At 61.1% G+C, this 25,728-nt stretch carries 23 protein-coding genes; 9 read left to right on the top strand and 14 right to left on the bottom strand.

Features of this window, described 5'->3' with window-relative positions; all coding sequences use genetic code 11:
* The first annotated feature begins 136 nt into the window (after nt 1–136).
* The 6 genes from HU725_RS05010 (at nt 137) to cmoB (ending at nt 8,867) form a co-directional block, all read left to right on the top strand.
* Complete coding sequence (locus HU725_RS05010; RefSeq protein WP_186477572.1) at nt 137–1,483, top strand: carbohydrate porin; 1,347 nt, start codon at nt 137–139, stop codon at nt 1,481–1,483.
* 42 nt (nt 1,484–1,525) lie between these two features.
* Nucleotides 1,526–3,937, top strand: a complete 2,412-nt coding sequence (locus HU725_RS05005) for a glucose/quinate/shikimate family membrane-bound PQQ-dependent dehydrogenase (protein WP_186477571.1) — start codon at nt 1,526–1,528, stop codon at nt 3,935–3,937.
* Between the two features lie 152 nt (nt 3,938–4,089).
* A complete protein-coding gene (gene lon, locus HU725_RS05000; protein WP_060477874.1) occupies nt 4,090–6,510 on the top strand; it encodes an endopeptidase La in 2,421 nt (806 codons plus the stop codon).
* 178 nt (nt 6,511–6,688) lie between these two features.
* Complete coding sequence (locus HU725_RS04995; protein WP_186477570.1) at nt 6,689–7,081, top strand: protease inhibitor I42 family protein; 393 nt, start codon at nt 6,689–6,691, stop codon at nt 7,079–7,081.
* Nucleotides 7,082–7,170: 89 nt separating this feature from the next.
* Nucleotides 7,171–7,914: a carboxy-S-adenosyl-L-methionine synthase CmoA gene (gene cmoA / locus HU725_RS04990; protein WP_186477569.1), complete on the top strand. Its 744-nt coding sequence runs from the start codon at nt 7,171–7,173 to the stop codon at nt 7,912–7,914.
* On the top strand, nt 7,911–8,867 hold the full coding sequence (gene cmoB, locus HU725_RS04985; RefSeq protein WP_060477877.1) for a tRNA 5-methoxyuridine(34)/uridine 5-oxyacetic acid(34) synthase CmoB: 957 nt from the start codon (nt 7,911–7,913) through the stop codon (nt 8,865–8,867). The genes cmoA and cmoB overlap by 4 nt, the downstream gene beginning before the upstream one ends.
* A gap of 42 nt (nt 8,868–8,909) precedes the next feature.
* Here the strand turns inward: cmoB and pdxJ are convergent, their stop codons facing one another.
* From pdxJ to rpoE, 10 genes are all read right to left on the bottom strand, one after another.
* Entirely contained in the window at nt 8,910–9,632 is a 723-nt protein-coding gene (gene pdxJ / locus HU725_RS04980; protein ID WP_189658018.1) for a pyridoxine 5'-phosphate synthase, read from the bottom strand.
* 61 nt (nt 9,633–9,693) lie between these two features.
* The gene (gene recO, locus HU725_RS04975; RefSeq protein WP_186477568.1) at nt 9,694–10,377 is read right to left on the bottom strand and encodes a DNA repair protein RecO; all 684 of its coding nucleotides are present in this window, start codon (nt 10,375–10,377) and stop codon (nt 9,694–9,696) included.
* Between the two features lie 123 nt (nt 10,378–10,500).
* Nucleotides 10,501–11,403: a GTPase Era gene (gene era, locus HU725_RS04970; RefSeq protein ID WP_060477880.1), complete on the bottom strand. Its 903-nt coding sequence runs from the start codon at nt 11,401–11,403 to the stop codon at nt 10,501–10,503.
* Nucleotides 11,396–12,085 (bottom strand): ribonuclease III, encoded by a 690-nt coding sequence (gene rnc / locus HU725_RS04965; protein WP_060477881.1) that lies wholly within the window; start codon nt 12,083–12,085, stop codon nt 11,396–11,398. Before rnc ends, era begins: the two co-directional genes overlap by 8 nt.
* A gap of 161 nt (nt 12,086–12,246) precedes the next feature.
* Entirely contained in the window at nt 12,247–13,101 is an 855-nt protein-coding gene (gene lepB / locus HU725_RS04960) for a signal peptidase I (RefSeq protein WP_060477882.1), read from the bottom strand.
* Between the two features lie 5 nt (nt 13,102–13,106).
* Nucleotides 13,107–14,906, bottom strand: coding sequence for a translation elongation factor 4 (lepA, locus tag HU725_RS04955; RefSeq protein ID WP_060477883.1), 1,800 nt, complete (start codon nt 14,904–14,906; stop codon nt 13,107–13,109).
* A 184-nt stretch (nt 14,907–15,090) separates the two neighbouring features.
* Nucleotides 15,091–16,476 carry a DegQ family serine endoprotease gene (locus tag HU725_RS04950; RefSeq protein WP_397467539.1) on the bottom strand — a complete coding sequence of 462 codons (1,386 nt, stop codon included), beginning with the start codon at nt 16,474–16,476 and terminating at the stop codon, nt 15,091–15,093.
* Nucleotides 16,477–16,714: 238 nt separating this feature from the next.
* A complete protein-coding gene (locus HU725_RS04945; protein ID WP_186477566.1) occupies nt 16,715–17,689 on the bottom strand; it encodes a MucB/RseB C-terminal domain-containing protein in 975 nt (324 codons plus the stop codon).
* A gap of 12 nt (nt 17,690–17,701) precedes the next feature.
* Nucleotides 17,702–18,292, bottom strand: coding sequence for a sigma-E factor negative regulatory protein (locus tag HU725_RS04940; protein ID WP_186477565.1), 591 nt, complete (start codon nt 18,290–18,292; stop codon nt 17,702–17,704).
* Nucleotides 18,293–18,323: 31 nt separating this feature from the next.
* A complete protein-coding gene (gene rpoE, locus HU725_RS04935) occupies nt 18,324–18,905 on the bottom strand; it encodes an RNA polymerase sigma factor RpoE/AlgU (RefSeq protein ID WP_003252049.1) in 582 nt (193 codons plus the stop codon).
* Nucleotides 18,906–19,341: 436 nt separating this feature from the next.
* Here rpoE and nadB point away from each other — a divergent pair, with 436 nt between their 5' ends.
* Nucleotides 19,342–20,946 carry an L-aspartate oxidase gene (gene nadB / locus HU725_RS04930; RefSeq protein ID WP_186477564.1) on the top strand — a complete coding sequence of 535 codons (1,605 nt, stop codon included), beginning with the start codon at nt 19,342–19,344 and terminating at the stop codon, nt 20,944–20,946.
* On the opposite strand, the gene HU725_RS04925 is transcribed toward nadB, so the two are convergent.
* A complete protein-coding gene (locus HU725_RS04925) occupies nt 20,933–21,394 on the bottom strand; it encodes a protein YgfX (protein WP_186477563.1) in 462 nt (153 codons plus the stop codon). The genes nadB and HU725_RS04925 overlap by 14 nt on opposite strands.
* Entirely contained in the window at nt 21,378–21,632 is a 255-nt protein-coding gene (locus tag HU725_RS04920) for an FAD assembly factor SdhE (RefSeq protein ID WP_008094993.1), read from the bottom strand. Before HU725_RS04920 ends, HU725_RS04925 begins: the two co-directional genes overlap by 17 nt.
* A gap of 133 nt (nt 21,633–21,765) precedes the next feature.
* Here HU725_RS04920 and ygfZ point away from each other — a divergent pair, with 133 nt between their 5' ends.
* On the top strand, nt 21,766–22,707 hold the full coding sequence (ygfZ, locus tag HU725_RS04915) for a CAF17-like 4Fe-4S cluster assembly/insertion protein YgfZ (protein ID WP_186477562.1): 942 nt from the start codon (nt 21,766–21,768) through the stop codon (nt 22,705–22,707).
* A gap of 31 nt (nt 22,708–22,738) precedes the next feature.
* A complete protein-coding gene (locus tag HU725_RS04910) occupies nt 22,739–23,545 on the top strand; it encodes an HDOD domain-containing protein (RefSeq protein WP_186477561.1) in 807 nt (268 codons plus the stop codon).
* 25 nt (nt 23,546–23,570) lie between these two features.
* On the opposite strand, the gene HU725_RS04905 is transcribed toward HU725_RS04910, so the two are convergent.
* Nucleotides 23,571–24,950: a sensor histidine kinase gene (locus HU725_RS04905; RefSeq protein ID WP_060479675.1), complete on the bottom strand. Its 1,380-nt coding sequence runs from the start codon at nt 24,948–24,950 to the stop codon at nt 23,571–23,573.
* Nucleotides 24,940–25,614, bottom strand: coding sequence for a response regulator (locus HU725_RS04900; protein WP_186477560.1), 675 nt, complete (start codon nt 25,612–25,614; stop codon nt 24,940–24,942). Before HU725_RS04900 ends, HU725_RS04905 begins: the two co-directional genes overlap by 11 nt.
* Nucleotides 25,615–25,728 lie beyond the last annotated feature (114 nt).

Genomic DNA, 25,728 nt, shown 5'->3' with positions numbered 1-25,728 from the left:
TTCTATGGCTTCCCCTATATCCTCCCGCCGCAGCTGAATCGCTTCATCCAACATACCTATAAGCCATCACCATCGAAGAGTTACCTCCTCGATGCGCTTGCCGTTTTCTCAAAAATCAAAAAGACAGCGCTATCTCATGTTCCAACTGCCCAAACCCCGCTACACCAGCCTGGCTTTCATCGCCCTGGCTGCAGGCCTACCCGCCACAGCCAATGCCAGCGACGCATTCACCCAGGACTCACCCTGGATGTTTGGCGACTGGGGCGGCACCCGCAGCGCGCTGCAAGCGCAAGGCTACGACTTCACCCTCGGCTACACCGGCGAGATGGGCAGCAACCTGCATGGCGGGTTTGATCATGACCGCACAGCGCGTTACAGCGACCAATTCACCTTCACCAGCCATCTGGACCTGCAAAAGATCCTCGGCTGGAACGACACCGAGGCCCAGCTGACCGTCACCGAACGCCATGGTGACAACATCAGCAACGACCGTATCAACGACCCTCGTGTCGGCGGTTTTACCTCTGCCCAGGAAGTCTGGGGCCGTGGCCAGACCTGGCGGCTGACGCAGATGTGGATCAAGCAGAAGTATTTCGATGGCGCCCTGGACGTTAAAGTCGGCCGCTTCGGCGAAGGCGAGGACTTCAACAGTTTCCCGTGCGACTTCCAGAACCTGGCCTTCTGTGGCTCGCAGGTAGGCAACTGGGTGGGCGGCATCTGGTACAACTGGCCGGTCAGCCAGTGGGCGATGCGCGTGCGCTATGACCTGACCCCCGCGCTGTATGCCCAGGTTGGCGTCTACGAGCAGAACCCGTCCAACCTTGAATCAGGCAATGGTTTCAAGCTCAGCGGCAGCGGCACGCAAGGTGCTGTAATGCCGATCGAACTGGTGTGGAGCCCACACGTCAAAGGCCTGAAAGGGGAATATCGCGCCGGCTACTACTACAGTAATGCCAAGGCACAGGATGTTCTGAAGGACAGCAACGGCCAGCCGGCCGCCCTCAGTGGCGCCGCCTACCGCAGCAGTTCGAGCAAGCATGGCGTGTGGCTTGGAGCGCAGCAGCAGATCACTTCGCTGGCATCCGACCAGTCACGCGGCCTGAGCCTGTTCGCTAACGCCACGATGCACGACAAGAAAACCAATGTCATCGATAACTATGTTCAAGCAGGACTGGTTTACAAAGGCCCCTTTGACGCCCGCGCCAAGGACGACATTGGCTTTGCTCTTGCCCGCGTGCACGCCAACCCCGCCTACCGCAAAAACGCCCGCCTGGCCAACCAGGTGGCCGGCCTGGACGACTACGACAACCCAGGCTACCTGCCGGTGCAAGACACCGAGTACAGCGCCGAGCTCTATTACGGCATTCACTTGGCCAATTGGCTCACCGTGCGCCCTAACCTTCAGTACATCCGCCATCCGGGCGGGGTATCGCACGTCGACGACGCGCTGGTCGGCGGCCTCAAGATTCAAAGCACATTCTGACCCCATTCAAACTGACCAACTTCACATAACGGAGAACCTAAAATGAGCACTGACGGTGCCAATCCAGGAACCCGCTGGCTCCCGCGCCTGATGGGCGTGCTGCTGCTGCTGATGGGCCTGGCCTTGCTGGCCGGCGGCATCAAGCTGAGCCAACTGGGCGGATCGCTGTACTACCTGATCGCCGGTCTCGGCTTTGCCGTATCGGGCGCCCTGTTGCTGGCCAGCCGCCGCCTTGGCCTGGGCCTTTATGGCCTGGTGTTGCTGGGCAGCACTGCCTGGGCCTTGCACGAAGTGGGCCTGGACTGGTGGCAACTGGTGCCGCGCCTGGCCATCTGGTTCGCCATTGGCGTGGTGCTGCTGCTACCGTGGGCTCGTCGCCCACTGATCGGCCCCGCTGCCAAAGCCAACACCGCATTGCTCAGCGTTGCCGTGCTGGCTTCGGGTGCTTGCGCCTTGGGTAGCCAGTTCACTCACCCAGGTGAAGTGTTCGGCGAGCTGGGCCGCGACAGCAGTGAAATGGGCGCCGCTGCACCGGCCATGCCGGATGGCGACTGGCAGGCTTACGGCCGAACCGAGCATGGTGACCGCTATTCGCCGTTGCGCCAGATCACCCCACAAAATGCCTACCGTCTGGAAGAAGCCTGGCGCATCCGCACTGGCGATCTGCCGACGGATAACGACCCGGTCGAGCTGACCAACGAAAACACCCCGCTCAAGGCCAACGGCATGTTGTATGCCTGCACCGCCCACAGCAAGGTGTTGGCACTGGACCCGGATACCGGAGCCGAGATCTGGCGCTACGACCCGCAGATCAAGACCCCGGTCGGCACCTTCAAGGGCTTCGCCCACATGACCTGCCGCGGCGTTTCGTACTACGACGAGAACAGTTACGTCAGCCGCGACGGCAGCCCGGCGCCGAAGGTATCGGATGCCGGTCAGGCCGTGGCACAAGCCTGCCCACGCCGTCTCTATCTGCCCACCGCCGACGCCCGCCTGATCGCCATCAACGCCGACAACGGCAAGGTCTGCGAAGGCTTCGCCAACCAGGGCGCAATTGACCTGACCACCGGTATCGGCCCATTCACTGCGGGCGGCTACTACTCCACTTCGCCGGTAGCCGTCACCCGCAGCCTGGTGATCATCGGTGGCCACGTCACCGACAACGAGTCGACCAACGAGCCTTCGGGTGTGATCCGTGCCTACGACGTGCATGATGGTCACCTGGTGTGGAACTGGGACAGCAACAACCCGGACGACACCAAGCCATTGGCCCCTGGCAAGATGTACAGCCGCAACTCGGCCAACATGTGGTCGCTGGCCAGCGTCGATGAAGACCTTGGCATGGTCTACCTGCCCCTGGGCAACCAGACCCCTGACCAATGGGGCGCCGACCGTACCCCCGGCGCCGAGAAGTACAGCGCCGGCGTGGTCGCACTTGACCTTGCTACCGGCAAAGCCCGCTGGAACTACCAGTTCACCCATCACGACCTGTGGGATATGGACGTCGGCAGCCAGCCAACGCTGGTCCACTTGAAGACCAAAGAAGGCGTGAAGCCGGCCATCATTGTGCCGACCAAGCAAGGTAGCCTGTACGTGCTCGACCGCCGCGACGGCACGCCGATCGTGCCGATTCGCGAGATCCCGGTGCCGCAAGGCGCGGTCAAAGGTGACCACACCGCTCCAACCCAGGCCCGTTCCGACCTCAACCTGCTTGGCCCAGAGCTGACCGAACAGGCCATGTGGGGTGCCACACCCTTCGACCAGATGCTGTGCCGCATCCAGTTCCGCGAACTGCGCTATGAAGGCCAGTACACGCCGCCATCCGAGCAGGGCACCCTGGTATACCCAGGCAACGTCGGCGTCTTCAACTGGGGCAGCGTATCGGTCGACCCAGTGCGCCAGCTGCTGTTCACCTCGCCCAACTACATGGCCTTCGTATCGAAAATGGTGCCGCGCGAGCAAGTGGCCGCTGGCAGCAAACGCGAAAGTGAAACCAGTGGTGTGCAGCCCAATACCGGCGCTCCGTACGCGGTGACCATGCACCCGTTCATGTCGCCGCTGGGCATCCCATGCCAGGCGCCAGCCTGGGGCTATGTCGCCGCCATCGACCTGTTCACCAACAAGGTCGTGTGGAAACACAAAAATGGCACCACCCGTGATAGCACCCCAGTACCGATCGGTATGCCGGTAGGCGTGCCAAGCATGGGCGGCTCGATCGTCACCGCAGGTGGCGTCGGCTTCCTAAGCGGTACCTTGGACCAGTATCTGCGTGCCTATGACGTGAACAATGGCAAGGAAATCTGGAAGGCTCGCCTGCCAGCGGGTGGCCAAGCCACACCGATGACCTACACAGGCAAGGACGGCAAGCAGTATGTGCTGATCGTCGCCGGCGGCCACGGCTCGCTCGGCACCAAAATGGGCGATTACATCATCGCTTACAAACTTCCCGACTAAGCCATGCAGCCCCTACAGGCACAGCCCTGTAGGGGCCTCTTCCCTTTGCGGGCAGCTCATCTGCTGTCGAGCAACTTCACACCTCGCTAGACCATTGAAACCGATCCCCCTGCGCCCCATCTAAGCACCATAGTCATTCACGCAGGTGCCCCATGAGCGACCAGCAGGATTTCCCCGAACACCCTGACGAACACAGCGCAATCGACCAATCCGACACCCCGGCCAGTACCGGCCACGCCCTGGCCCTGCCCGGCCAGCAGTTGCCGGACAAGGTCTATGTGATCCCCATCCACAATCGCCCGTTCTTCCCGGCGCAAGTGCTGCCGGTGATCGTCAATGAAGAGCCCTGGGCCGAAACCCTCGACCTGGTCGCCAAGACCGAGCACCACTCGCTGGCACTGTTCTTCATGGACACCCCGCCGGAAGACCATCGTCATTTCGACACTTCGGCGTTGCCGGAATACGGCACCCTGGTCAAGGTGCACCACGCTAGCCGGGAAAACGGCAAATTGCAGTTCGTGGCCCAGGGCCTGACCCGGGTGCGCATCCGTACCTGGCTCAAGCATCACCGCCCGCCCTACCTGGTTGAGGTCGAGTACCCGCGCCAGCCTGCCGAGCCCACCGACGAGGTCAAGGCGTACGGCATGGCCCTGATCAACGCGATCAAAGAGCTGCTGCCGCTCAATCCGCTGTACAGCGAAGAGCTGAAGAACTACCTCAACCGCTTCAGCCCCAACGACCCGTCACCGCTCACCGACTTCGCCGCCGCGCTGACCTCTGCCACCGGCAATCAGCTGCAGGAAGTCCTTGACTGCGTCCCCATGCTCAAACGCATGGAGAAGGTCTTGCCGATGCTGCGCAAAGAGGTGGAAGTCGCGCGCTTGCAGAACGAAATCTCAGCCGAGGTGAACCGGCAGATTGGCGAGCATCAGCGCGAGTTTTTCCTCAAGGAGCAGCTCAAGGTCATCCAGCAGGAGCTGGGCCTGACCAAAGATGACCGCAGCGCCGATATCGAGCAATTCGAGCAGCGCCTGGCTGGCAAGAAACTGCCCGAACAGGCCAAGAAGCGTATCGATGAAGAAATGGGCAAGCTGGCGATTCTCGAAACCGGCTCGCCCGAGTACGCCGTGACCCGTAACTACCTGGACTGGGCCACTGCCCTGCCCTGGGGTGTTTATGGCAAGGACAAGCTCGACCTCAAGCACGCACGCAAGGTGCTCGACCAGCACCACGCCGGGCTGGACGACATCAAAGAGCGCATCCTGGAGTTTCTCGCCGTTGGCGCCTGGAAGGGCGAAATCAGCGGCTCCATCGTACTGCTGGTGGGCCCTCCAGGGGTCGGCAAGACCAGCATCGGTAAATCCATTGCCGAATCCCTCGGCCGGCCGTTCTATCGGTTCAGCGTCGGTGGCATGCGTGACGAAGCCGAGATCAAGGGCCACCGTCGCACGTACATCGGCGCGCAACCGGGCAAACTGGTGCAGGCGCTCAAGGATGTGGAGGTGATGAACCCGGTCATCATGCTCGACGAAATCGACAAGATGGGCCAGAGCTACCAAGGGGACCCGGCATCGGCGCTGTTGGAAACCCTCGACCCGGAACAGAACGTCGATTTCCTCGACCATTACCTGGACCTGCGCCTGGACCTGTCCAAGGTGCTGTTCGTGTGCACCGCCAACACCCTCGACTCCATCCCCGGGCCCTTGCTCGACCGCATGGAGGTGATTCGCCTGTCCGGTTATATCACCGAAGAGAAACTGGCCATCGCCAAGCGCCACTTGTGGCCCAAGCAGCTGGAAAAGGCCGGGGTCGCCAAGACCAGCCTGAGCATCAGCGACAGCGCCCTGCGCACGGTTATCGAAGGGTATGCCCGGGAAGCCGGCGTGCGCCAACTGGAAAAACAATTGGGCAAGCTGGTACGCAAATCGGTGGTCAAGCTGCTGGAAGACCCAGATGCCAAGCTCAAGATCGGCAACAAGGACCTGGAGGCGGCCTTGGGCATGCCGGTGTTCCGCAGCGAGCAGGTGCTGGCTGGCAAAGGCGTGATCACTGGCCTTGCCTGGACCAGCATGGGTGGCGCCACCTTGCCGATCGAGGCAACGCGCATCCATACCCTGAACCGCGGCTTCAAGCTGACCGGCAAGCTCGGCGATGTGATGAAGGAATCTGCTGAAATTGCTTACAGTTACGTCAGCTCCAACCTCAAGCAGTTCGGCGGTGACCCAGGGTTCTTCAACGAAGCCTTCATCCACCTGCACGTGCCTGAAGGCGCTACGCCAAAAGATGGCCCCAGTGCCGGCATCACCATGGCCAGTGCGCTGCTATCGCTTGCCCGCGATCAGGCGCCGAAGAAAGGCGTAGCCATGACTGGGGAACTCACCCTCACCGGCCAGGTACTGCCTATCGGAGGCGTACGCGAGAAGGTGATCGCAGCGCGGCGGCAGAAGATTTTCGAGCTAATTCTGCCCGAGCCCAATCGTGGGGACTTCGAGGAACTGCCCGATTACCTGCGCGAGGGCCTGACGGTGCATTTCGCCAAGCGCTTTGCAGACGTGGCCAAAGTGCTGTTCTGAGGTGTCCTGGCCTCCTCGCGGCACAAGCCGCGAAGAGGCCGGCATAAATAGCCAAGGCAGTTGCTCGCATGAGGTCGCCACTGCCTAAGGTGGTCACCCGCGCAGAGCCTGGCATCGGCAGCACAAAATCTTTCATTCTTCGGTTATCCTCAGGCCATCGCCAGCCTCTGGAGCTCCCATGACCGCACCTCGTCTGCTCGTTCCCCTGAGCCTCGCCCTGCTCGCCGCCTGCGCCCAGCAGCCGAAAAATGCCGTCGAACTGGACGCCGAAAGCGAATGTCCCAAGCGCTTGCAGGTCGGCCAGAGCCTTACGCTGACGCTGCCCAGCAACCCCACCACCGGTTACCGCTGGCTGGTGCAGAACCCTGCGTCCAACGTGCTGCAGAGTCTAGGCCCCGAGGTATACAGCGCCCCAGAGGACGCCGGCCTGGTTGGCAGTTCGGGCATCTCCACCTGGCGCTACCAGGCCCGCGCCGCCGGTGAAGGGCACTTGGTGCTGATTTACCAACAACCCTGGGCCCCGGAAGTACGCCCGGTGCAGACCTTCGATTGCGCGATACTGGTGCATTGATCGCCAAGCGCTGGTCAGCCAATCATGCATCGATGCGGCGGTTTGGCTAGAATGCCGGCCCTGCATATCGTCAGCCGCCTGGATTCACCGTGAGTAAACAGCCCGACCGCCTATTCGCCCAACCCCTGGAGCAAGTTCCCGACTTCGTGTTCAACGAGGACGTAGTGCGCGTGTTCCCGGACATGATCAAGCGTTCGGTTCCAGGTTACCCGACCATCGTCGAGAACCTCGGCGTGCTGGCCGCCCGCTTCGCCCAGCCCCACACCGCGCTGTACGACCTCGGGGCTTCCCTGGGTGCCGTGACCCAGTCGCTGCGACGGCATGTGCGCAGCGACGGTTGCCGGGTAATCGCAGTGGACAATTCCGCCGCCATGGTCGAGCGTTGCCGCCAGTACCTCACCGCCCAGGACTCGATGTTCCAGGAATTGCTGCCGGTCGAGGTGCTGGAGGCCGACATCCTCACCCTGCCCCTGCAACCTGCCTCGGTAGTGGCGATGAACTTCACGCTGCAATTCATCGCCCCGGAACGACGCCTGGCACTGCTTGGCCAGATCCGCCAAGCGCTGCTGCCAGGTGGGGCGCTGATCCTCTCTGAAAAGCTGTGCTTCGCCGATGAAGACCAGCACGACCTGCTCAATGACCTGCACTTGGACTTCAAGCGGGCCAATGGCTACAGCGAACTGGAAATCGCCCAGAAGCGCACCGCCATCGAAAACGTGATGAAGCCAGACACCCTCGAAGCCCATAAGGAACGCCTGCACGCGGCGGGCTTCGGCAACGTGGTGCCCTGGTTCCAATGCCTCAATTTCGCCTCGCTGATAGCCCTGCCATGATTGATCTGTCTCCACTTATCCGCCGCCTGGCGGGCACCCCTCTGGCTGCGTGGTCCCAAGGCCTGCAAGCTCAACTTCAAGCCAAGCTGGAAAAAGGACACGGCGACCTTGACCGCTGGCGCGGGGCGCTCGAGGCGCTGCCAGCCCTGCAGCCAAGCGTCATCGACCTGGTCGACGGCTTACGCCTGGACTGCCCGTGCGACGACGCTACCCGTGCACAGATGCGCCAGGCGCTGATGGGCCTGTCGCCTTGGCGCAAGGGCCCATTCGACCTGTTCGGGGTGCACGTCGATACTGAATGGCGCTCGGACTGGAAGTGGTCGCGGGTAGGCCCGCACCTGGATCTCAAAGGCAAGCGGGTGCTCGATGTCGGCTGCGGCAACGGCTACTACCAGTGGCGGATGCTGGGCGCAGGCGCAGACATGGTCATCGGCGTCGACCCCAACTGGCTGTTCTTCTGCCAGTTCCAGGCCGTGCAGCGCTACCTGCCCGAACTGCCCGCCTGGCATCTGCCGTTGGCCTTGGAAGAACTGCCAGCAAACCTTGAAGGTTTCGACACGGTGTTTTCCATGGGCGTGTTCTACCACCGCCGCTCGCCCATCGAACACCTGCTGGCGCTCAAGGATTGCCTGGTCAAGGGCGGCGAGCTGGTGCTGGAAACCTTGGTGATCGAGGGGGACGAAAACCAGGTGCTGGTGCCTGAAGATCGCTACGCGCAGATGCGCAATGTGTGGTTTTTGCCGTCGGTTCCGGCCCTGGAACGCTGGTTGCGCCGCGCAGGCTTCAGCGATGTGCGCTGCGTGGACGTGAGCGTCACCAGCGTCGAGGAACAGCGCAGTACCGAATGGATGCGCTACCAGTCGCTAAGCGATTTCCTCGACCCGAATGATCACGGCAAAACCATCGAAGGCCTGCCGGCCCCACGTCGCGCTACTCTGTTGGCACGCAAGTAACTTCGGGCGGGGGCCGTGAGGGCTGCTGAGGTCGCAGAAGGCTCAGCGCGCTGCTGCGACGATAAGCGCCTTCATCTCGGCCACGGCCGCTTTGAAGCCTACGAACAAGGCATGGGCGACCAGCGCATGACCGATGTTGAGCTCATTGATGCCTTTGATCGCAGCCACGGCTTCGACGTTGTGGTAGTGCAGGCCATGGCCGGCATTGACGATCAGCCCCTGGCCGACGCCAAACGCCACGCCATCGACGATGCGCTGCAGTTCCTCGGCCACCTCGGTGGGGGTATGGGCATCGGCGTAGCGCCCGGTATGCAGCTCGATGGCCGGTGCGCCGACCCGACGCGACGCCTCGATCTGCCGCTCGTCGGCGTCGATGAACAGTGAAACTTCAGCGCCGGTACGCGACAGGCGTTCGACCGCCGCCTTGATCCGAGCTTCCTGGCCGGCCACGTCCAGGCCACCCTCGGTAGTCAGCTCCTGACGGGTCTCGGGTACCAGGCAGATGTGCGCCGGGCGGATCTGTTCGGCGAAGGCCATCATCTCTTCGGTGACGCCCATTTCGAAGTTCATGCGCGTTTGCAGCACGTCCTTGAGCAGCAGGACGTCGCGCTCCTGGATGTGCCGGCGGTCTTCACGCAGGTGTACGGTAATACCATCGGCGCCTGCTTCCTCGGCATCCAGCGCAGCCTTGACCGGGTCCGGGTAGCGGGTGCCGCGGGCCTGGCGCAAAGTCGCCACGTGGTCGATGTTGACGCCGAGGAGCATGCGGTTGCTGTGAGTCACGAAAGGCTCTCCTGAAGTTTGAGCCACACAGCATACGACGTGCTCAGCGCTTGCGAAACAATTCCCGACTGACCAGCGGTTTTGGCCCCAAATGTACCGCCAATGCCTGGCGCATCAAGCGCTTGGCCGCAAGCAAGGCACCCGGTGCTTCCCAGTCGGCCTGGGCCAGAGCCAGCAACTCGGTACCCTTGAACAGCCCAGGCTGGGCGAGGTGCACGCGCTCAAGGCCCGCATCGACTCGCAGGCGGTAAGTACCATCGGCTTGGATCAGGTCGTCGTTGATGTCATGGCTGAGCGAGAAGGTGTAGCCCAGGTCCTCCAGCAGCCGCCACTCGAAGGTGCGCAGCAGCGGCTCCAAGGGACGTCCTTGGGCCAATGCCTGCAAGGTCAAGGCGTAATGCTCGAACAACTCCGGTTGCGGTGCCTCAGCCGGCAGCAGGCGCATCAATAGTTCATTGAGGTACAACCCACTGAACAGCGCATCACCATGCAACCAGGCAGCAATACCAACGGTGTCCAGCCGCCTGACGTTCTTCAGCTCACCCTTACCGTACAGCTCCACTTCCAGAGGTACGAATGGTCTGACCAGGCTCCCGCCTTTACCGCGCGCACGGCGCAGTACTGCACGCATCAAGCCTTGGGGCGTGAGAAAGTCCACCAGCGCACTGGTTTCCTTGTAGGCGCGGCTGTGCAGAACGTAGGCCGGTTGGGGGGTGGGCTGGTCCATGTGGCATCTCTATGCTTCACAAACAACTGTGGGAGCGGGTTCACCGCCGAATGCGGCGGTCGAGCCGCCATCGCATTCACAGGTAAACCCGCCCCCACAGAGTAAGCCGATTATCGGGGTCGGTTACAGGTCGCCGTAGCCCAGCGAACGCAGGGCGCGCTCATCGTCGGACCAGCCGCCTTTGACTTTGACCCAGAGGTTGAGCATGACCTTGGAGTCGAACAGCACTTCCATGTCCTTGCGCGCCTCGGAACCTATGCGCTTGATGCGCTCGCCCTTGTCACCAATGATGATCTTCTTCTGGCCGTCACGCTCGACCAGGATCAATGCATGGATGTGCAGCACATGCCCCTGCTGCTTGAACTCTTCGATTTCCACGGTGATCTGGTACGGAAGCTCCGCACCCAATTGACGCATGATTTTCTCGCGCACCAGTTCAGCGGCGAGGAACCGGCTGCTACGGTCGGTGATCTGGTCTTCCGGGAAGAAGTGGTCATTTTCCGGCAGATGCTTGGCGATCTGAGCTTCCAGCGCGTCGAGATTGTGGCCCTGCTGCGCCGAGATCGGCATCACCTCAGCGTTGGGTAACTGCTCTTGCAGCCACTGCAGGTGCGGGATCAACTCGGCCTTCTCTTCCATGCGGTCAGTCTTGTTGACGGCGATGATCAGGGGGCCGGTGACGTACTGCACACGTTCGAGCACCAGTTGGTCCTCGTCGGTCCAACGGGTGCGATCGACCACGAAAATCACCACATCGACGTCTTTCAGAGCCGCCGACGCGTTGCGGTTCATGTAGCGATTCAGTGCTTTGTCGTTGGCCTTGTGCATGCCGGGGGTGTCGACATAGATCGCCTGTACCTCACCCTCGGTCTTGATACCGAGCATGTTGTGACGAGTGGTCTGCGGCTTGCGCGAGGTGATGGCCAGCTTCTGCCCCAGGATGTGGTTCAGCAGGGTCGACTTGCCCACGTTGGGGCGGCCGACAATGGCCACGTAACCGCAGCGGGTCGGATTGTTTTCAGTCATTGCCATTCTCCACGCCCAGGGCGATCAATGCAGCGGCGGCGGCGACCTGCTCGGCGATACGCCGGCTGACACCCTGACCACGGCTTTTGTTGTTCAGCAGCACTACTTCGCATTCGACGAAGAAGGTTCGGCAGTGCGGTTCACCCTGGATATCGACCACTTCGTAACGCGGCAGCTCACAGCTGCGCGATTGCAGAAACTCTTGCAGGCGGGTTTTCGGGTCCTTGTTGGTGTCGACCAAGGTCAGCCCTTCGAACTCATCGGTCAGCCAGGCCAACACACGCTCGCGTGCGGTCTGCATGTCTGCGTCCAGGTAGATGGCGCCGATCAGCGCCTCGAGGGCGTCAGCGAGGATCGACTCCCGGCGGAAGCCACCGCTCTTGAGCTCACCCGAACCCAGACGCAGATACTCGCCCAGGTCGAAGCCACGGGCCAGACGGGCCAGGGTCTCACCCTTGACCAGGCGAGCGCGCAAGCGCGACAACTGGCCTTCACGGGCCTGCGGGAAACGCTCGAACAGCGCCTCGCCAGCGACGAAGTTGAGAATGGCATCACCGAGAAACTCCAGGCGCTCGTTATTGCGCCCGGCATAGCTGCGGTGGGTCAGGGCCAGCAGCATCTGCTCCTGGTTCTTGAAGGTGTAGCCGAGCTTGCGCTCGAGACGGGCAAGGGAAGCACTCATGCAGCCACCCGCAGGTTGTTCAACGCGTTGTTCAAATCAACATCCTGAAAGACTGTTTGGCTGTGGTCCGTCGCGGCGAGCGGCGAAACTCTCGTTCCCTGAGATCACAGCCTATGTCAGAAATGCATTCGGCGCTGTCTTTAGGACAGCGCCGAAGGGTATCAATGGATCAGCCCGACCCGCGACAGGTTAGGCAAGTGGCTGAGCTTGGGTTCTGGCCAGCTCATCCACACGGCGAAGGCTTTGCCGACGATGTTGCGATCCGGCACCATCCCATGCAGCTCCTTCGGGATTTTCGGGTCATCCCAGTAGCGGCTGTCATTGGAGTTGTCGCGGTTGTCGCCCATCATGAAGTAATGGCCAGCCGGCACGGTCCATTGCTGGTCCGGCGGCATGCGATAACGGGTCATCTCCTTGCGGATCAGATGCTCGGCTTCGCCAAGTTTCTCTTTGTACAGCTCGGCACTGCCCAACGTTCCAGGCTCGGTACCGACCAACTGCTCGGCAATCGGCTGACCGTTGACGAACAGCCGCTTGTCGCTGGTGTAACGGATCGTGTCGCCCGGCAGGCCCACTACCCGCTTGATGTAGTTGACGTTCGGGTCGCTTGGGTAGCGGAACACCATCACATCGCCGCGTTGCGGGTCACCGACCTCGATGACCTTCTTGTCGATCACCGGCAGGCGAATGCCATAGGAGAACTTGTTCACCAGGATGAAGTCGCCCACTTCCAGAGTCGGTTTCATCGACCCCGAAGGGATCTGGAACGGTTCGACCAGGAACGACCGCAGCACCAGCACGATGAACAGCACCGGGAAGAACGACTTACCGTACTCGACCAGCAGCGGCTCCTTGTTGAGGCGCTCGACCACCGCCATTTCTGGCTGAGTGACGCTGCCCTGGTAATTGGCGATCGCTGCCCGCCGGCGCGGGGCCAGGAACAGCAGGTCGATCAAGCCCAGCAGACCGCAGACGAAAACGGCGATGACTAGCAACAGCGGGAAATTTAGCGACATAGGACCTAGCTATCCAACCTGAGCACGGCGAGGAAGGCTTCTTGTGGAATTTCCACGTTACCTACCTGTTTCATGCGTTTCTTACCGGCCTTCTGCTTCTCGAGCAGTTTCTTCTTACGGCTGACGTCACCACCGTAGCACTTGGCCAGTACGTTCTTTCTGAGTGCCTTGACGGTCGTTCGCGCAATGATCTGGCCACCGATGGCAGCCTGAATCGCCACGTCGAACATCTGCCGAGGAATCAGCTCCTTCATCTTCTCAGTCAACGCACGGCCTTTATAAGCCGCATTGTCACGGTGCACGATCAATGCCAGGGCATCGACCTTGTCGCCGTTGATCAGTACGTCCAGCTTGACCAGGTTGGCAGACTGGTAGCGATCAAAATGGTAGTCCAGCGAAGCATAGCCGCGGCTGGTCGACTTCAAGCGGTCGAAGAAGTCCAGCACCACTTCGTTCATCGGCAAGTCGTAGCGCACCTGCACCTGGCTGCCGAGGAACTGCATGTCGCGCTGCACGCCACGCTTCTCGATGCACAGGGTGATGACGTTACCCAGGTGTTCCTGCGGCACCAGGATGGTCGCGGTGACGATCGGTTCGCGGAAATCAGCCACGGCCGATACATCTGGAAGCTTGGACGGGTTGTCGACGGTGATGGTTTCACCGGTTTTCAGTTCAAGCTCGTAGATCACGCTTGGTGCGGTGGTGATCAGGTCCAGGTCGTACTCGCGCTCCAGGCGCTCCTGGATGATTTCCATGTGCAGCATGCCGAGGAAGCCGCAACGGAAACCGAAGCCCAGGGCATCGGAGCTTTCTGGCATGTACTGCAGCGAAGAGTCATTGAGGGTCAGCTTCTGCAGGGCATCGCGGAAGTCCTCGAAGTCGTCGGAGCTGACCGGGAACAGGCCGGCGTAGACCTGCGGCTGGATCCGCTTAAAGCCAGGCAGCACTTCGACTTCAGGGGTCGTGGACAAGGTCAGGGTATCGCCCACCGGCGCACCGTGAATGTCCTTGATGCTGCCGATGATGAAGCCCACCTCACCAGCTTTGAGGTCGGCCGTCTGGGTGTGCTTGGGGGTGAACACACCGACGCTGTCGACCAGATGCACCTTGCCGGTGGATTTGACCAGAATCTTGTCGCCCTTCTTGACGCGCCCGTGGCGCACACGCACCAGCGATACCACGCCAAGGTAGTTGTCGAACCAAGAGTCGATGATCAGCGCCTGCAGCGGCGCATCGATATCGCCTTCTGGCGCGGGGATGGTATGAACCAGGCGCTCGAGCACCTCGTCCACGCCCATGCCGCTTTTGGCACTGCAGGCAACGGCGTCGGTAGCGTCGATGCCGATGATCTTCTCGATCTCGTCCTTGACGCGATCCGGGTCGGCCTGGGGCAGGTCCATCTTGTTCAACACCGGCATGACTTCCAGGCCTTGCTCGATGGCCGTGTAGCAGTTGGCAACCGACTGGGCTTCGACGCCTTGGCCTGCATCGACCACCAAGAGCGCACCCTCGCAAGCGGCCAGCGAACGCGAGACTTCATAGGTGAAGTCGACGTGACCAGGGGTGTCGATGAAATTGAGCTGGTAGACCTTGCCGTCCTGCGCCTTGTAATTGAGCGTGACGCTATGGGCCTTGATGGTGATACCGCGCTCGCGCTCCAGATCCATGGAGTCCAGTACCTGGGCTTCCATTTCGCGCGCCGTCAGGCCACCGCACATTTGAATGAAACGGTCGGCCAGCGTCGACTTGCCATGGTCGATGTGGGCGATGATGGAGAAATTGCGGATATGACTCAAATCACTCACGGGTCAACACTCGGAAAAGGCTGCGAGCCGGACGCCCGCCGAAAAATAGCCGGGAATTGTACCTTAAGCTGTTGGGATATGGGAGTTTCCTCTATCGGACTGTACACAGCATTGCCCCTGGCAATTGTGAACTTTCATGAAAAAGGGCAGCCGAAGCTGCCCCCTGGTCACCCGCAAAGCCCGCTTATTCAGCGAGTTTGAAGGTAATGAAGCTGGCACGGCCCTGACGCAGGACGCGCATCGATACCGAGCGATTCTTCGGCAGATCCTTGGCGATTTCGGTGAACTGTTTGGCCGAAGTGACTGCCTGGTTGTTCAGGTGGCTGATGACGTCACCTGGGCGCAGCCCGATCAAAGCAGCCGGGCCATCCTGTACTTCCTTGATGACCACGCCGCCTTTGAGCTCCAGGGTTTTCTTCTGCTCTGCAGTCAGGTCTGCCACCGAAACGCCCAGGCGGTTGCTGTTACGCTCGGCGCTGCCATCAGCACTGCTGCCAGTGCCGATATCGGCATCGTCGTCAGGCATCGGGCCGACGGCCACGTCCAGGGTCTGGCGCTTGCCGTTGCGGATGATCTCCAGCTTGGCTTTCTCACCATCCTTGAGGCTACCGACCAAGTGTGGCAAATCTGCCGACATGATGATCGGTTGGCCGTTCATGCTCAGAATTACATCACCCACCTGCAGGCCCCCTTTGGCTGCCGGGCTGTTTTCCAGTACCTGGGCGACCAGAGCACCTGCAGGCTTGTCGAGGCCGAAGGATTCAGCCAGGTCCTTGTTGACCTCTTGAATCACCACGCCCAACCAGCCGCGGCTGACCTTGCCATCTTTCTTCAGCTGATTGGACACATCGATGGCAACATCGATTGGAATCGCGAACGACAGGCCCATGAAGCCGCCGGAACGGGTGAAGATTTGCGAGTTGATGCCTACCACTTCGCCCTTCATGTTGAACAGCGGCCCACCGGAGTTCCCTGGGTTGATGGCAACGTCTGTCTGGATGAACGGCACATAGGTATCGTTGGGCAGGGTACGCCCTTTGGCACTGACGATACCTTTGGTCACCGAGTGGTCAAAACCGAACGGCGAACCGATGGCCAGCACCCACTCACCCACCTTCAGCTTTTCCGAGTCACCAAGCTTGACGGTCGGCAGGTTCTTGCCGTCGACCTTCAGCAACGCTACGTCAGTACGTGGGTCAGTGCCGATCAGCTTGGCCTGCAGCTCACTGCGGTCGGACAGACGCACGATGATCTCGTCGGCATCGGCTACCACATGGTTGTTGGTCAGTACGTAGCCATCACTGGAGATGATGAAACCCGAGCCCAGAGACATGGCCTCGCGCTGACGATCGCCGCGCGGCGAGCGAGGCTGCTGCGGCATGTTACGTTCGAAGAACTCGCGGAACATCGGTGGCAGGCCTTCGAGGTCGGGCATCTGCCCGGCAGCAACGCGGTCAGGCAGCTTCTGCTTGGTACTGATGTTCACTACTGCCGGCGAGGCTTGCTCAACCAGGGTGGTGAAGTCCGGCAGGGCTTCATCGGCCTGAGCAGTGAGCACCTGGCCGAGCATGAGCACGGCGGCGAATATCGTTAGGTAGTATTTCAAGCGTGGTATTGACATACGGCTCCCGTCACAACGAGCGGTAGTTGGAAATAGCCCTGCCTAAAGCAGGAAAGGCCAGACTCCTAGAAGCCTGACCTATAGAAAATTTGCCGAAAGATTGCAAATGACAATGCTTTAATTTCATTTCAGCCGCATGCCAATTCGCCCGTCAAAAACCCTGCAACCGCCCCGACAATGCACGCCATCACTGGCGCGCCTGGGCATCCTGAGGGCGCATCGACAGCGCTACACGCTCCGCGGTGCCCAACGGAATTTCGCCGACCACGGTGACCTGCACTTTTCCTTTTGGGGTATTCAAACGACGCGATACAGCGGAGGTCGGCCCGAGCTGGGTCCGCACATCGGCACCGCCATCATCCTTCACCGGTTCCAAAAAAACCGAAAAACGAGCCAGGCCATCGTCGTACATCAGGCTACTGACTGAACTGTTACGCTCGGAATCACGGCGCATCGCACTGTTGATCAGCTCGAAGCCAGGCGGCAGCCAGTCCGACCGCCAACCCGCGACCGCCGTAGTGGTGGTGGTAGCGCCGGGTTGGATCGGTTTGCAGGCGGCACTGGCCTGCAGGTCCTTGTCGCTAGGTGGGTCTTGAGTGTCCAGACGCGTCATCTGGAAACGCTCGAGTAGCTGCCCTTTGTCATTGAGCATCAATGAACGAAGCGGCAAGCCAGTGCGACGGTCCAGATGAAGTTCGAAAGCATAGCGATGCTGGTCTCGCGGGGTCAGCGTGACAATTACCGCGTCACGCCCGGCCACTCGGGACGTGCCAGCCATTGCAAGGTCATACCAGCTCATGAGCTTGAGCGGGTCGAGAAGGTGCGGCGCAGCATCAGGCAGACTGCTGGATCCGCTGGCTGCGCCAGTGAGGGCACCACTGACGCACTGCACGTTGCCGTTCAGGCGCACGATTTCCTCGGCGGGGCCGTCGAGCTGAAGCAACCGCTCGCTGACTTGGCCGTCCTGAACGCGATGCCAGATATCGTGGGAAGAGAAGCTACCATTTCGCTCGTAGACGAAAGAGCCTTGATAACTTTGCTTTTGCTCGGCCCGTGCCAGCTTGTTCAGCCATTCGCTCGCCTGAGGCGAGGAATTGGCCGCCAACGCTGGCACCGCAATGCAGCTGCCAATCAGCAGCGACAGCAGAGGTAGCGCGCGCATGGGCCTCCTTACTTAGCGGTTTTCCAGGCTGGCAGCGCGGGCATAAGGCAGAGCGGTTTCAGTGCCCTTGAGCGCAGATTCCTGAGCGTGCTGGCGCAGATAGCCTGGCAGACGCTGGTCCCAACCGGCCTGGTTCTGCAGCACGCCGTTGGCCATAGGCCCAGTCGGCTGCTCACTGCTTTCACTGTAGCCTGCCAGAACAGCCGGACCTTGAGTTTGTGGCATGGTCAGGCCTTGCTGGGCAGGTTGCTGGGCAGCGAGCTGCGCGCCAGTGATTTCATCCTGGTTGTACATCCGCACGCCTGCCAGCACCGCTACGGTGACCGAAGCAGCAACAGCCAGACGGCCAATCGTGCGCCACGGGCCTTGTTTGACCTTAGCCGGCACGGCTTCGTCGGCCAGGGCTGCAGATACTGCCGAGGCGATATCCAGTTTAGGCAGCAACAGCTCCTTGTGCATTGCTGCACGCGCTACCTGGTAACGCGACCAGGTGGCACGGGTTTCAGCGTCGTCGACGGCGTTCAACACCCGACGCAATTCCAGTTCGTCCGCTTCGTTATCCATCACCGCGGACAGCGATTCCTGCAAAGCTTCACGACTCATGACGGTTCCTCTCTTGGCTGTCGCCGCTGTCTCAGGTTTCCTGCAACAACGGCTGCAGGGCTTTATCTATGGCCTCCCGAGCGCGGAAGATTCGAGAGCGCACGGTACCCACTGGACATTGCATGACGCTGGCAATGTCTTCATAACTCAACCCATCGAATTCACGCAGGGTCAACGCCGTACGCAAATCTTCTGGCAGTTGCTGGATGGTGCGATGGACAGTGCCTTCGATTTCATCCCGCAACAACGAGCGCTCTGGGGACTCGAGATCCTTGAGACCATGATCGCCGTCGTAAAACTCCGCATCCTCGGAGCTCACATCGCTGTCTGGCGGCCGTCTTCCACGGGACACCAGGTAATTCTTCGCCGTGTTAATGGCGATGCGGTACAGCCAGGTATAAAACGCACTGTCTCCGCGGAAATTGCCAAGCGCGCGGTAGGCCTTGATAAAGGCTTCCTGCGCCACATCCTGGGCTTCGTGGGTATCGTGAACGAACCGCACGATCAACCCGAGAATCTTGTGCTGATACTTCAGCACCAACAGATCGAACGCTCGCCTGTCGCCGCGCTGCACGCGCTCGACAAGCTGCTGATCCTCTTCCTGGGTTAGCATGAACACTCCTCAGTGAACTCGAAGGAGCGTTGCAGCAGCCTTTGTTGAGGCTTGCAAACATAGACTCGGGCTTTGCGCAAAAGTTCTCCCCTCCAAGCAAGTTTCCTGCGGCCCTCGGTCGGCTCGCACGGAAGACGCGGCGTAATCACGGCTCGCTACGTCGATAAACAGGTTTCAAATTACGCAGGTGTCAGCCCGGATAGAGCTGCCGCCCCGCGTCGCCTTGGCATAATCTGGCGTGCGGACAGCCTTCTTAGGATTTCCGGCCGCATCGGAAAGTTCCCGCAAAGATTGATGCAACGCCCCAACTGTCATGGATATTCGCCACCCCGGGCTGCTATAAATACAGCCCGGCCAGCATTCACGATAGTTTCACATTGCCATCTGCACGTGGCTATTGTGCCGTGCCCTTTCCAAAGATTACTAGTGTCCCGACATGAGCCAACAATTCCAACATGATGTCCTGGTGATCGGCAGCGGCGCAGCCGGCCTTAGCCTGGCACTGAACCTTCCGGACCACTTGCGTATTGCCGTGCTGAGCAAAGGCGACTTGGCCAATGGTTCGACCTTCTGGGCCCAGGGTGGGGTCGCTGCGGTACTGGACAATACCGACACCGTACAGTCGCATGTCGAAGATACCCTCAACGCCGGTGGCGGGTTGTGCCATGAAAACGCTGTGCGCTTCACCGTCGAGCACAGCCGCGAAGCCATTGAATGGCTGATCGAACAAGGCGTGCCTTTTACCCGCGACGAACATTACAGCGTCGATGATGGCGGCTTCGAGTTCCACTTGACCCGTGAGGGTGGCCACAGCCATCGGCGCATCATCCATGCGGCCGACGCCACTGGCGCAGCGATCTTCACCACGCTGCTGGAACAAGCGCGCAAGCGCCCGAACATCGAGCTGCTCGAACAACGGGTCGCCGTGGACCTGATTACCGAGCGCCGCCTGGGCCTGCCGGGCGATCGGTGCTTGGGTGCCTACGTACTTAACCGCAACAGCGGCGAAGTCGACACTTTCGGCGCGCGCTTCACAGTACTTGCCACCGGCGGCGCCGCCAAAGTCTACCTCTATACCAGCAATCCCGACGGTGCCTGCGGTGACGGCATTGCCATGGCCTGGCGGGCTGGCTGCCGGGTGGCCAACCTGGAATTCAATCAGTTTCATCCCACTTGCCTGTATCACCCGCAAGCCAAGAGCTTCTTGATCACCGAGGCGCTGCGTGGCGAAGGTGCGCTGTTGCGCCTGCCCAATGGCGAGCGTTTCATGCCGCGCTTCGACCCGCGCGAGGAGCTTGCCCCCCGCGACATCGTCGCGCGCGCCATCGACCACGAAATGAAGCGCCTGGGTGTCGATTGTGTGTATCTGGACATTACCCACAAGCCAGCAGAGTTCATCAAAAGTCACTTCCCGACCGTTTACGAGCGCTGCCTGGGGTTTGGCATCGACATCACTCGCCAACCGATCCCGGTGGTGCCTGCTGCGCATTACACCTGCGGCGGCGTCGTGGTCGACCAGCGCGGGCATACCGATGTACCGGGACTGTATGCAATCGGCGAAACCAGCTTCACTGGCTTGCACGGCGCCAACCGCATGGCCAGTAATTCGCTACTGGAATGTTTCGTGTATGGCCGCGCTGCGGCAGCGGACATCCAGGCGCACCTTGGCCGGATCAGCATGCCCAACGCCCTGCCCTGCTGGGACGCCAGCCAAGTGACCGACTCGGACGAAGACGTGATCATCGCGCACAACTGGGACGAGTTGCGGCGCTTCATGTGGGACTACGTGGGCATCGTACGCACCAGCAAGCGCCTGCAGCGCGCCGAACACCGCGTACGCCTGTTACTGGATGAAATCGACGAGTTCTACAGCAATTACAAGGTCAGCCGCGACTTGATCGAATTGCGCAACCTGGCACAGGTGGCGGAACTGATGATCCGCTCGGCGATGCAGCGCAAGGAGAGCCGTGGTTTGCATTACACCCTGGACTACCCAAGCATGCTTACCGAGGCCAAGGACACCGTTCTCACTCCGGCTTGAGGTTGACGTTGAAGCGGCGCCGGCTGAACCTCAGCCGCACCCGTAAACGTCGATGCAGGTCAGGCGCCAGGGAATCGGCAAGTATGCACTGGCTCTGGCCGAACCAGTGCCCAGCTCTGGCAAAGCGCAAGACTACCAACCCCGGCAGTGCCACAGTGTCGCGACACAAACGAACCGGCTGCCAGCCTTGGGCATGGCTGTACACGCACCAGCCCGTGGCGCTGCGGCGCAAGCCGGTAATGGCGCGGGGAGCTGTCAGCAGAATACGATGGGGAATGGCCCAACAGCCGTGGGCGAAGACAGCGGCCAGCAGGCACAGCCCAAGCCACCCGGGTAAGGCACTGAACCACAGCGCCAGTAGGGCCAGCACCTGGCAACCCAGGTAAGCCGCCAGCAGCAGGCGCGAGCCCTGCCAGCGGCAGTCGAAATACTCACTTGGGCTGGACACGATCCAGAATGATACGGACCATGCGCTGCAGCTCCGGGTCTTCAGATTCGGTGCGCTCCATGAACCAGCCGAACATGTCCTGATCTTCACAGCTCAGCAGGCGCACATAGAGTTCGCGGTCAGCTTCGCTCAGGGTCGGATAGACCTCCTGGGTGAATGGCACCAGCAGTACGTCCAGTTCCAGCATGCCGCGACGGCTGTGCCAGAAAAGCCGGTTGAGTTCAGTTTGTTCGACCATGGGGCCCTCCTCGAATGGTCGCGCAGTATACCGCGCGCTGAAGGAAGCGGCACAGGGCGTTGGTCTAGTCACCTACCTATTTTGTTACTGGCGTTCTATGATGGCCGCCAGTCTTTAGCCAATGCGATGTCCCATGGCCGATTCCGCTTTCTTCACCCCCCTGTCCCACGAGGGCATTCTCGCCGTGCGCGGCTCCGACGCCGGCAAGTTCCTGCAGGGCCAGCTGACCTGCAACATCAGTTATCTGAGCCTTGAGTACGCCAGCCTGGGCGCCCGCTGCATGGTCAAAGGGCGCATGCAGTCGAGCTTCCGGATTTTGCCCGAAGGCAATGGCTACCTGCTGGCGATGGCCAGCGAGTTGCTGGAGCCTCAACTGGCCGACCTCAAGAAGTATGCAGTATTTTCCAAGGCAACCCTCACAGACGAGAGCGCCGCCTGGGCGCGTTTCGGCCTGCAAGGTGGCGCTGGCGCATTGCAGGCATTAGGGCTTGACCTACCGCCAGCGCCAGGTAGCACCGTGCGTCATGATGGCCTTATCGCCATTACCGTCTCGGCTGAGCGCAGCGAACTCTGGATACCTGTGGCGCAGGCTGCCGACGTTCGCCAACGGCTGGCTGCAACGCTGCCCGAAGGCTGCCTGAACGACTGGCTGCTGGGCCAGATCCGCGCCGGTATCGGCCAAGTCATGGGCCCGACCCGTGAATTTTTCATCCCACAGATGATAAACCTGCAAGCGGTCGACGGCGTAAGCTTCAAGAAAGGCTGCTACACCGGCCAGGAAATCGTCGCGCGCATGCAGTATCTGGGTAAGCTCAAGCGCCGCCAGTACCGGCTGGCACTGGCTCAGCAGGAGGCTCCAGCCCCCGCTACGCCAATCTTTTCGCCTACCCATGGGTCATCGGTAGGCGAGGTCGTACTGGCTGCCAGCGCTGGCAATGAGTGCGAGCTATTGGCGGTACTGAGCGCGGAGGCGGTAGAGGATGACAACTTGCACCTGGGAAGCCTTGAAGGCCCACGCCTGCAGCTGCTGACCCTGCCGTATGAGTTGGACCGCGACCGGGAAATCCAGCGCTGAACAGTGCACCCCCTTTGCCGTTGAGACGTTCATGAACAAGCTGGCCGAGATGGTTCAAGCACAGTTGCTCGCTGCCATCGAGAACGATGACCTGGTGCTGCCGACCCTGCCCGAGGTTGCCTTGAGCATTCGCGAGGCGGCCGAAGACACCGAAATCAGCGTAGCCGCGCTGAGCAAAGTGATAGGACGCGACGCCGCCTTGGCGGCGCGCCTGATCAAGGTGGTCAACAGCCCCCTGCTGCGTGCTGCGGTAGAGGTCACTGACCTGCACACTGCCATTACCCGTCTGGGCATCAACTATAGCTGCAACTTGTCCATCGGCTTGGTCATCGAGCAGATCTTCCATGCTCGCTCATCCACCGTTGAACAGAAGTTACGAGATATTTGGGCGAATAGCCTCGAGATCGCCGGCGTTAGCTATGAAATCTGCCGAAGATACACCCACTTGAAGCCTGACCAGGCGACACTCGGGGGGCTCGTCAACCAGATTGGCGCTCTGCCCGTGCTGATTTATGCCGAAGAACACAACGAACTGCTGTCCGACCCTGTCTGCCTGCACTATGTGATCGAGCAGATCCAACCCGTGTTGGGTGACAAGATCCTCTCGGCGTGGGAGTTTCCCGAGCAGTTGGTGAACCTACCAAGCCAGGTGCAGGACCTGGACCGTCGCACCGATAAGGTCGACTACATCGACGTGGTGCAGATCGCCAAGTGCCTGAGCCAGCGCGGGCGCAGCCGGCCCCTGGCGGCGCTGCCTGCCTACCAGCACCTTGGCTTGCCGTTCGGCACGGAGCTCGAAGTGGCAGAGCTGCTGGAAGCACGCAGCATGTTGCGCTGATTAGCGGTTGCCCAAGCGGTAAAGGTCAGTCAGCGATGAAGCTCACGCGCACCTTCAGCCCACCCTTCTCGCCATCGTGCAGGCTGATCTGCGCCAAGTGAGCCCGGCAGATCTCACCCACGATAGCCAAGCCCAGGCCGCTGCCCTGCACACCTCTACGGTAGAACCGCTCGAATACTCGTTCCCGCTCATCTTCGGGGATGCCGGGACCGTCATCTTCGACCTCAAGTACCGCCGGGCCCAGTACACGAATGATGACATTGCCATTGGCCGGCGTATGGGCCAGGGCGTTGTCCACCAGGTTGCTGAGCAACTCATTGAGCAAAGTTGGCTCTCCTTTCAGCCACACTGGCGCCGGTGCCTCAAGCGCCAAAGCCACACCCCGGTTATAGGCCAATGGCGCCATGGCCATCCCCAGTTCCCGGGCAAGCTGGCTCAGGTCCAGACGCTGTGCCCCGCCCTCGGCAATGGCACGGGCGCCATTTTCAACCCGCGCCAACGACAGCAACTGATTGGCCAGATGAGTCAACCGGTCGGTACCCTGTGCGGCGGTTTCCAGGGTTTGCCGCCATTCTTCGGGCCGCTGCGAGCGCAGCCCCAGCTCGACCCGCGCCTTGAGGGCCGCCAACGGTGTACGTAGTTCGTGGGCAGCTTCGGCGATGAACTTTGCCTGGCGTTCGAACTGCCCGCGCAAACGCTCGGTGAAGTGGTTCAGGGCACCGACCAGCGGCGTCAGCTCATGCTGCACCTGCACCACTGGCAGCGCCCGCAGGTCATCAGGCTGACGCTCCTCGACCGCCGTGCGCAGGCGCTCCAACGGCCGTAGCGCCGCACTCACGGCAAACCACACCAATACCAGTGCGCCCAGCGCCAGCATGCCCAGACGCAGCAGCGTATCGGCCATCAAGCTGCGCGCCATGCGTACCCTCGCCTCTTCGGTCTCGGCCACGCGAATTTCTGCCATGCCGTTCATGTTCGGCTCGCTCACCGCTTTGAGCAGGCTGACCACGCGCACGTCCTGGCCAAGGTACGTGGCATCGTAGAAGCGCGCCAGTGCGGGGTAGTCGTCAGTACGCGGCGTGCCGGGCGGCGGCGGTGGCAGGTGCTCATAGCCTGAAATCAACTTTTGGTTGATGTCCAGGACCTGATAGTAGATACGCCCGGCGCTGTCATAGGCGAAGGTATCGAGGGCCACATAAGGCACATCGGCGCTGAGGCTGCCGTCGCGCTGCGAAAGCCCGGCGGCAATGGTACGTGCCGATGCCAGCAGGGTCCGGTCATAAGCGGTATCGGCAGCTTCACGTCCATTCCAGTAAGCGCTCAAGCCACTGGCCAGCATCAATACCACTAGAAGCAGCGCAAGGTTGCCCAGCAGCCGCCCGCGCAGGCTGCCATTACTGCGCATCACGATGCTCAAGCAAATAACCCAGGCCCCGGAACGTGACGATGGCGACCGGGTAGCCATCGAGCTTCTTGCGCAGGCGATGAACGTAGATTTCGATGGCGTCTGGGCTGGCCTCTTCATCCAGGCCAAAGACCTGCGCCGCCAACTGCTCCTTGCTCATCACCCGGCCGGGGCGAGCGATCAAGGCCTCGAGCACGCTCTGCTCACGAGAGGTCAGCGTCAGAATGTCGTCCCCGAGGTTGAAGCGTCGGGTGTCCAGATCGTAAACCAATGGCCCGCAACGTTGCTGGCGTTCACCACCCAGCACACTGCGCCGCAGCAATGCCTTGACCCGGGCCTCGAGCTCGGTCAGTTCGAAAGGTTTCGCCAGGTAATCGTCCGCCCCCAGGTTCAGGCCATGCACACGGTCCTTCACATCGCTGCGCGCTGTCAGCATCAGCACCGGTACAGTCTTGCCACGGCCGCGCAGGCGCGCCAGCACTTCGAAACCGTCCATGCGCGGCAGGCCCACATCGAGCACGGCAACGGCGTACTCCTCGCTGGCCAAGGCCAGGTCGGCAGCTACGCCATCATGCAGCACATCCACCGTCAGGCCGTGACTCTTGAGGGCCTGGGCAACGCTTTCGGCCAGTTGCAGGTGGTCTTCGACCAGCAGTACTCGCATCGGATTCTCCCTGCTCGGGTGGGGCGGTGGCGCGGAGTTTACCGCTGTCGGCAACCCTGTGAAGCCCTTCGAACAAACCTTTCACGCTGAAAGGTTAGCGAAAGGTTCGTTGCC

The sequence above is a fragment of the Pseudomonas promysalinigenes genome, assembly GCF_014269025.2.
GTDB classification, from domain to species: domain Bacteria; phylum Pseudomonadota; class Gammaproteobacteria; order Pseudomonadales; family Pseudomonadaceae; genus Aquipseudomonas; species Aquipseudomonas promysalinigenes.
The sequence above is the reverse complement of the archived record's forward strand: the minus strand, read 5'-3'. Positions and strand labels throughout refer to the sequence as shown.

Excerpts from the sequence above, each read along its gene's own strand:
- cmoB (WP_060477877.1), top strand. The coding sequence starts at position 7,911 with ATGATTGATCTGTCTCCACTTATCCGCCGCCTGGCGGGCACCCCTCTG.
- rpoE (WP_003252049.1), bottom strand. The coding sequence starts at position 18,905 with ATGCTAACCCAGGAAGAGGATCAGCAGCTTGTCGAGCGCGTGCAGCGC.
- HU725_RS05010 (WP_186477572.1), top strand. The coding sequence starts at position 137 with ATGTTCCAACTGCCCAAACCCCGCTACACCAGCCTGGCTTTCATCGCC.
- HU725_RS04905 (WP_060479675.1), bottom strand. The coding sequence starts at position 24,950 with ATGCGCAGTAATGGCAGCCTGCGCGGGCGGCTGCTGGGCAACCTTGCG.
- lepB (WP_060477882.1), bottom strand. The coding sequence starts at position 13,101 with ATGTCGCTAAATTTCCCGCTGTTGCTAGTCATCGCCGTTTTCGTCTGC.
- rnc (WP_060477881.1), bottom strand. The coding sequence starts at position 12,085 with ATGAGTGCTTCCCTTGCCCGTCTCGAGCGCAAGCTCGGCTACACCTTC.
- HU725_RS04950 (WP_397467539.1), bottom strand. The coding sequence starts at position 16,476 with ATGCTCGGCCAGGTGCTCACTGCTCAGGCCGATGAAGCCCTGCCGGAC.
- recO (WP_186477568.1), bottom strand. The coding sequence starts at position 10,377 with ATGGACCAGCCCACCCCCCAACCGGCCTACGTTCTGCACAGCCGCGCC.
- HU725_RS04900 (WP_186477560.1), bottom strand. The coding sequence starts at position 25,614 with ATGCGAGTACTGCTGGTCGAAGACCACCTGCAACTGGCCGAAAGCGTT.
- era (WP_060477880.1), bottom strand. The coding sequence starts at position 11,403 with ATGACTGAAAACAATCCGACCCGCTGCGGTTACGTGGCCATTGTCGGC.
- HU725_RS04995 (WP_186477570.1), top strand. The coding sequence starts at position 6,689 with ATGACCGCACCTCGTCTGCTCGTTCCCCTGAGCCTCGCCCTGCTCGCC.
- HU725_RS04940 (WP_186477565.1), bottom strand. The coding sequence starts at position 18,292 with ATGAGTCGTGAAGCTTTGCAGGAATCGCTGTCCGCGGTGATGGATAAC.
- ygfZ (WP_186477562.1), top strand. The coding sequence starts at position 21,766 with ATGGCCGATTCCGCTTTCTTCACCCCCCTGTCCCACGAGGGCATTCTC.
- HU725_RS04945 (WP_186477566.1), bottom strand. The coding sequence starts at position 17,689 with ATGCGCGCGCTACCTCTGCTGTCGCTGCTGATTGGCAGCTGCATTGCG.
- pdxJ (WP_189658018.1), bottom strand. The coding sequence starts at position 9,632 with ATGCTCCTCGGCGTCAACATCGACCACGTGGCGACTTTGCGCCAGGCC.
- lon (WP_060477874.1), top strand. The coding sequence starts at position 4,090 with ATGAGCGACCAGCAGGATTTCCCCGAACACCCTGACGAACACAGCGCA.
- HU725_RS05005 (WP_186477571.1), top strand. The coding sequence starts at position 1,526 with ATGAGCACTGACGGTGCCAATCCAGGAACCCGCTGGCTCCCGCGCCTG.
- nadB (WP_186477564.1), top strand. The coding sequence starts at position 19,342 with ATGAGCCAACAATTCCAACATGATGTCCTGGTGATCGGCAGCGGCGCA.
- HU725_RS04920 (WP_008094993.1), bottom strand. The coding sequence starts at position 21,632 with ATGGTCGAACAAACTGAACTCAACCGGCTTTTCTGGCACAGCCGTCGC.
- HU725_RS04910 (WP_186477561.1), top strand. The coding sequence starts at position 22,739 with ATGAACAAGCTGGCCGAGATGGTTCAAGCACAGTTGCTCGCTGCCATC.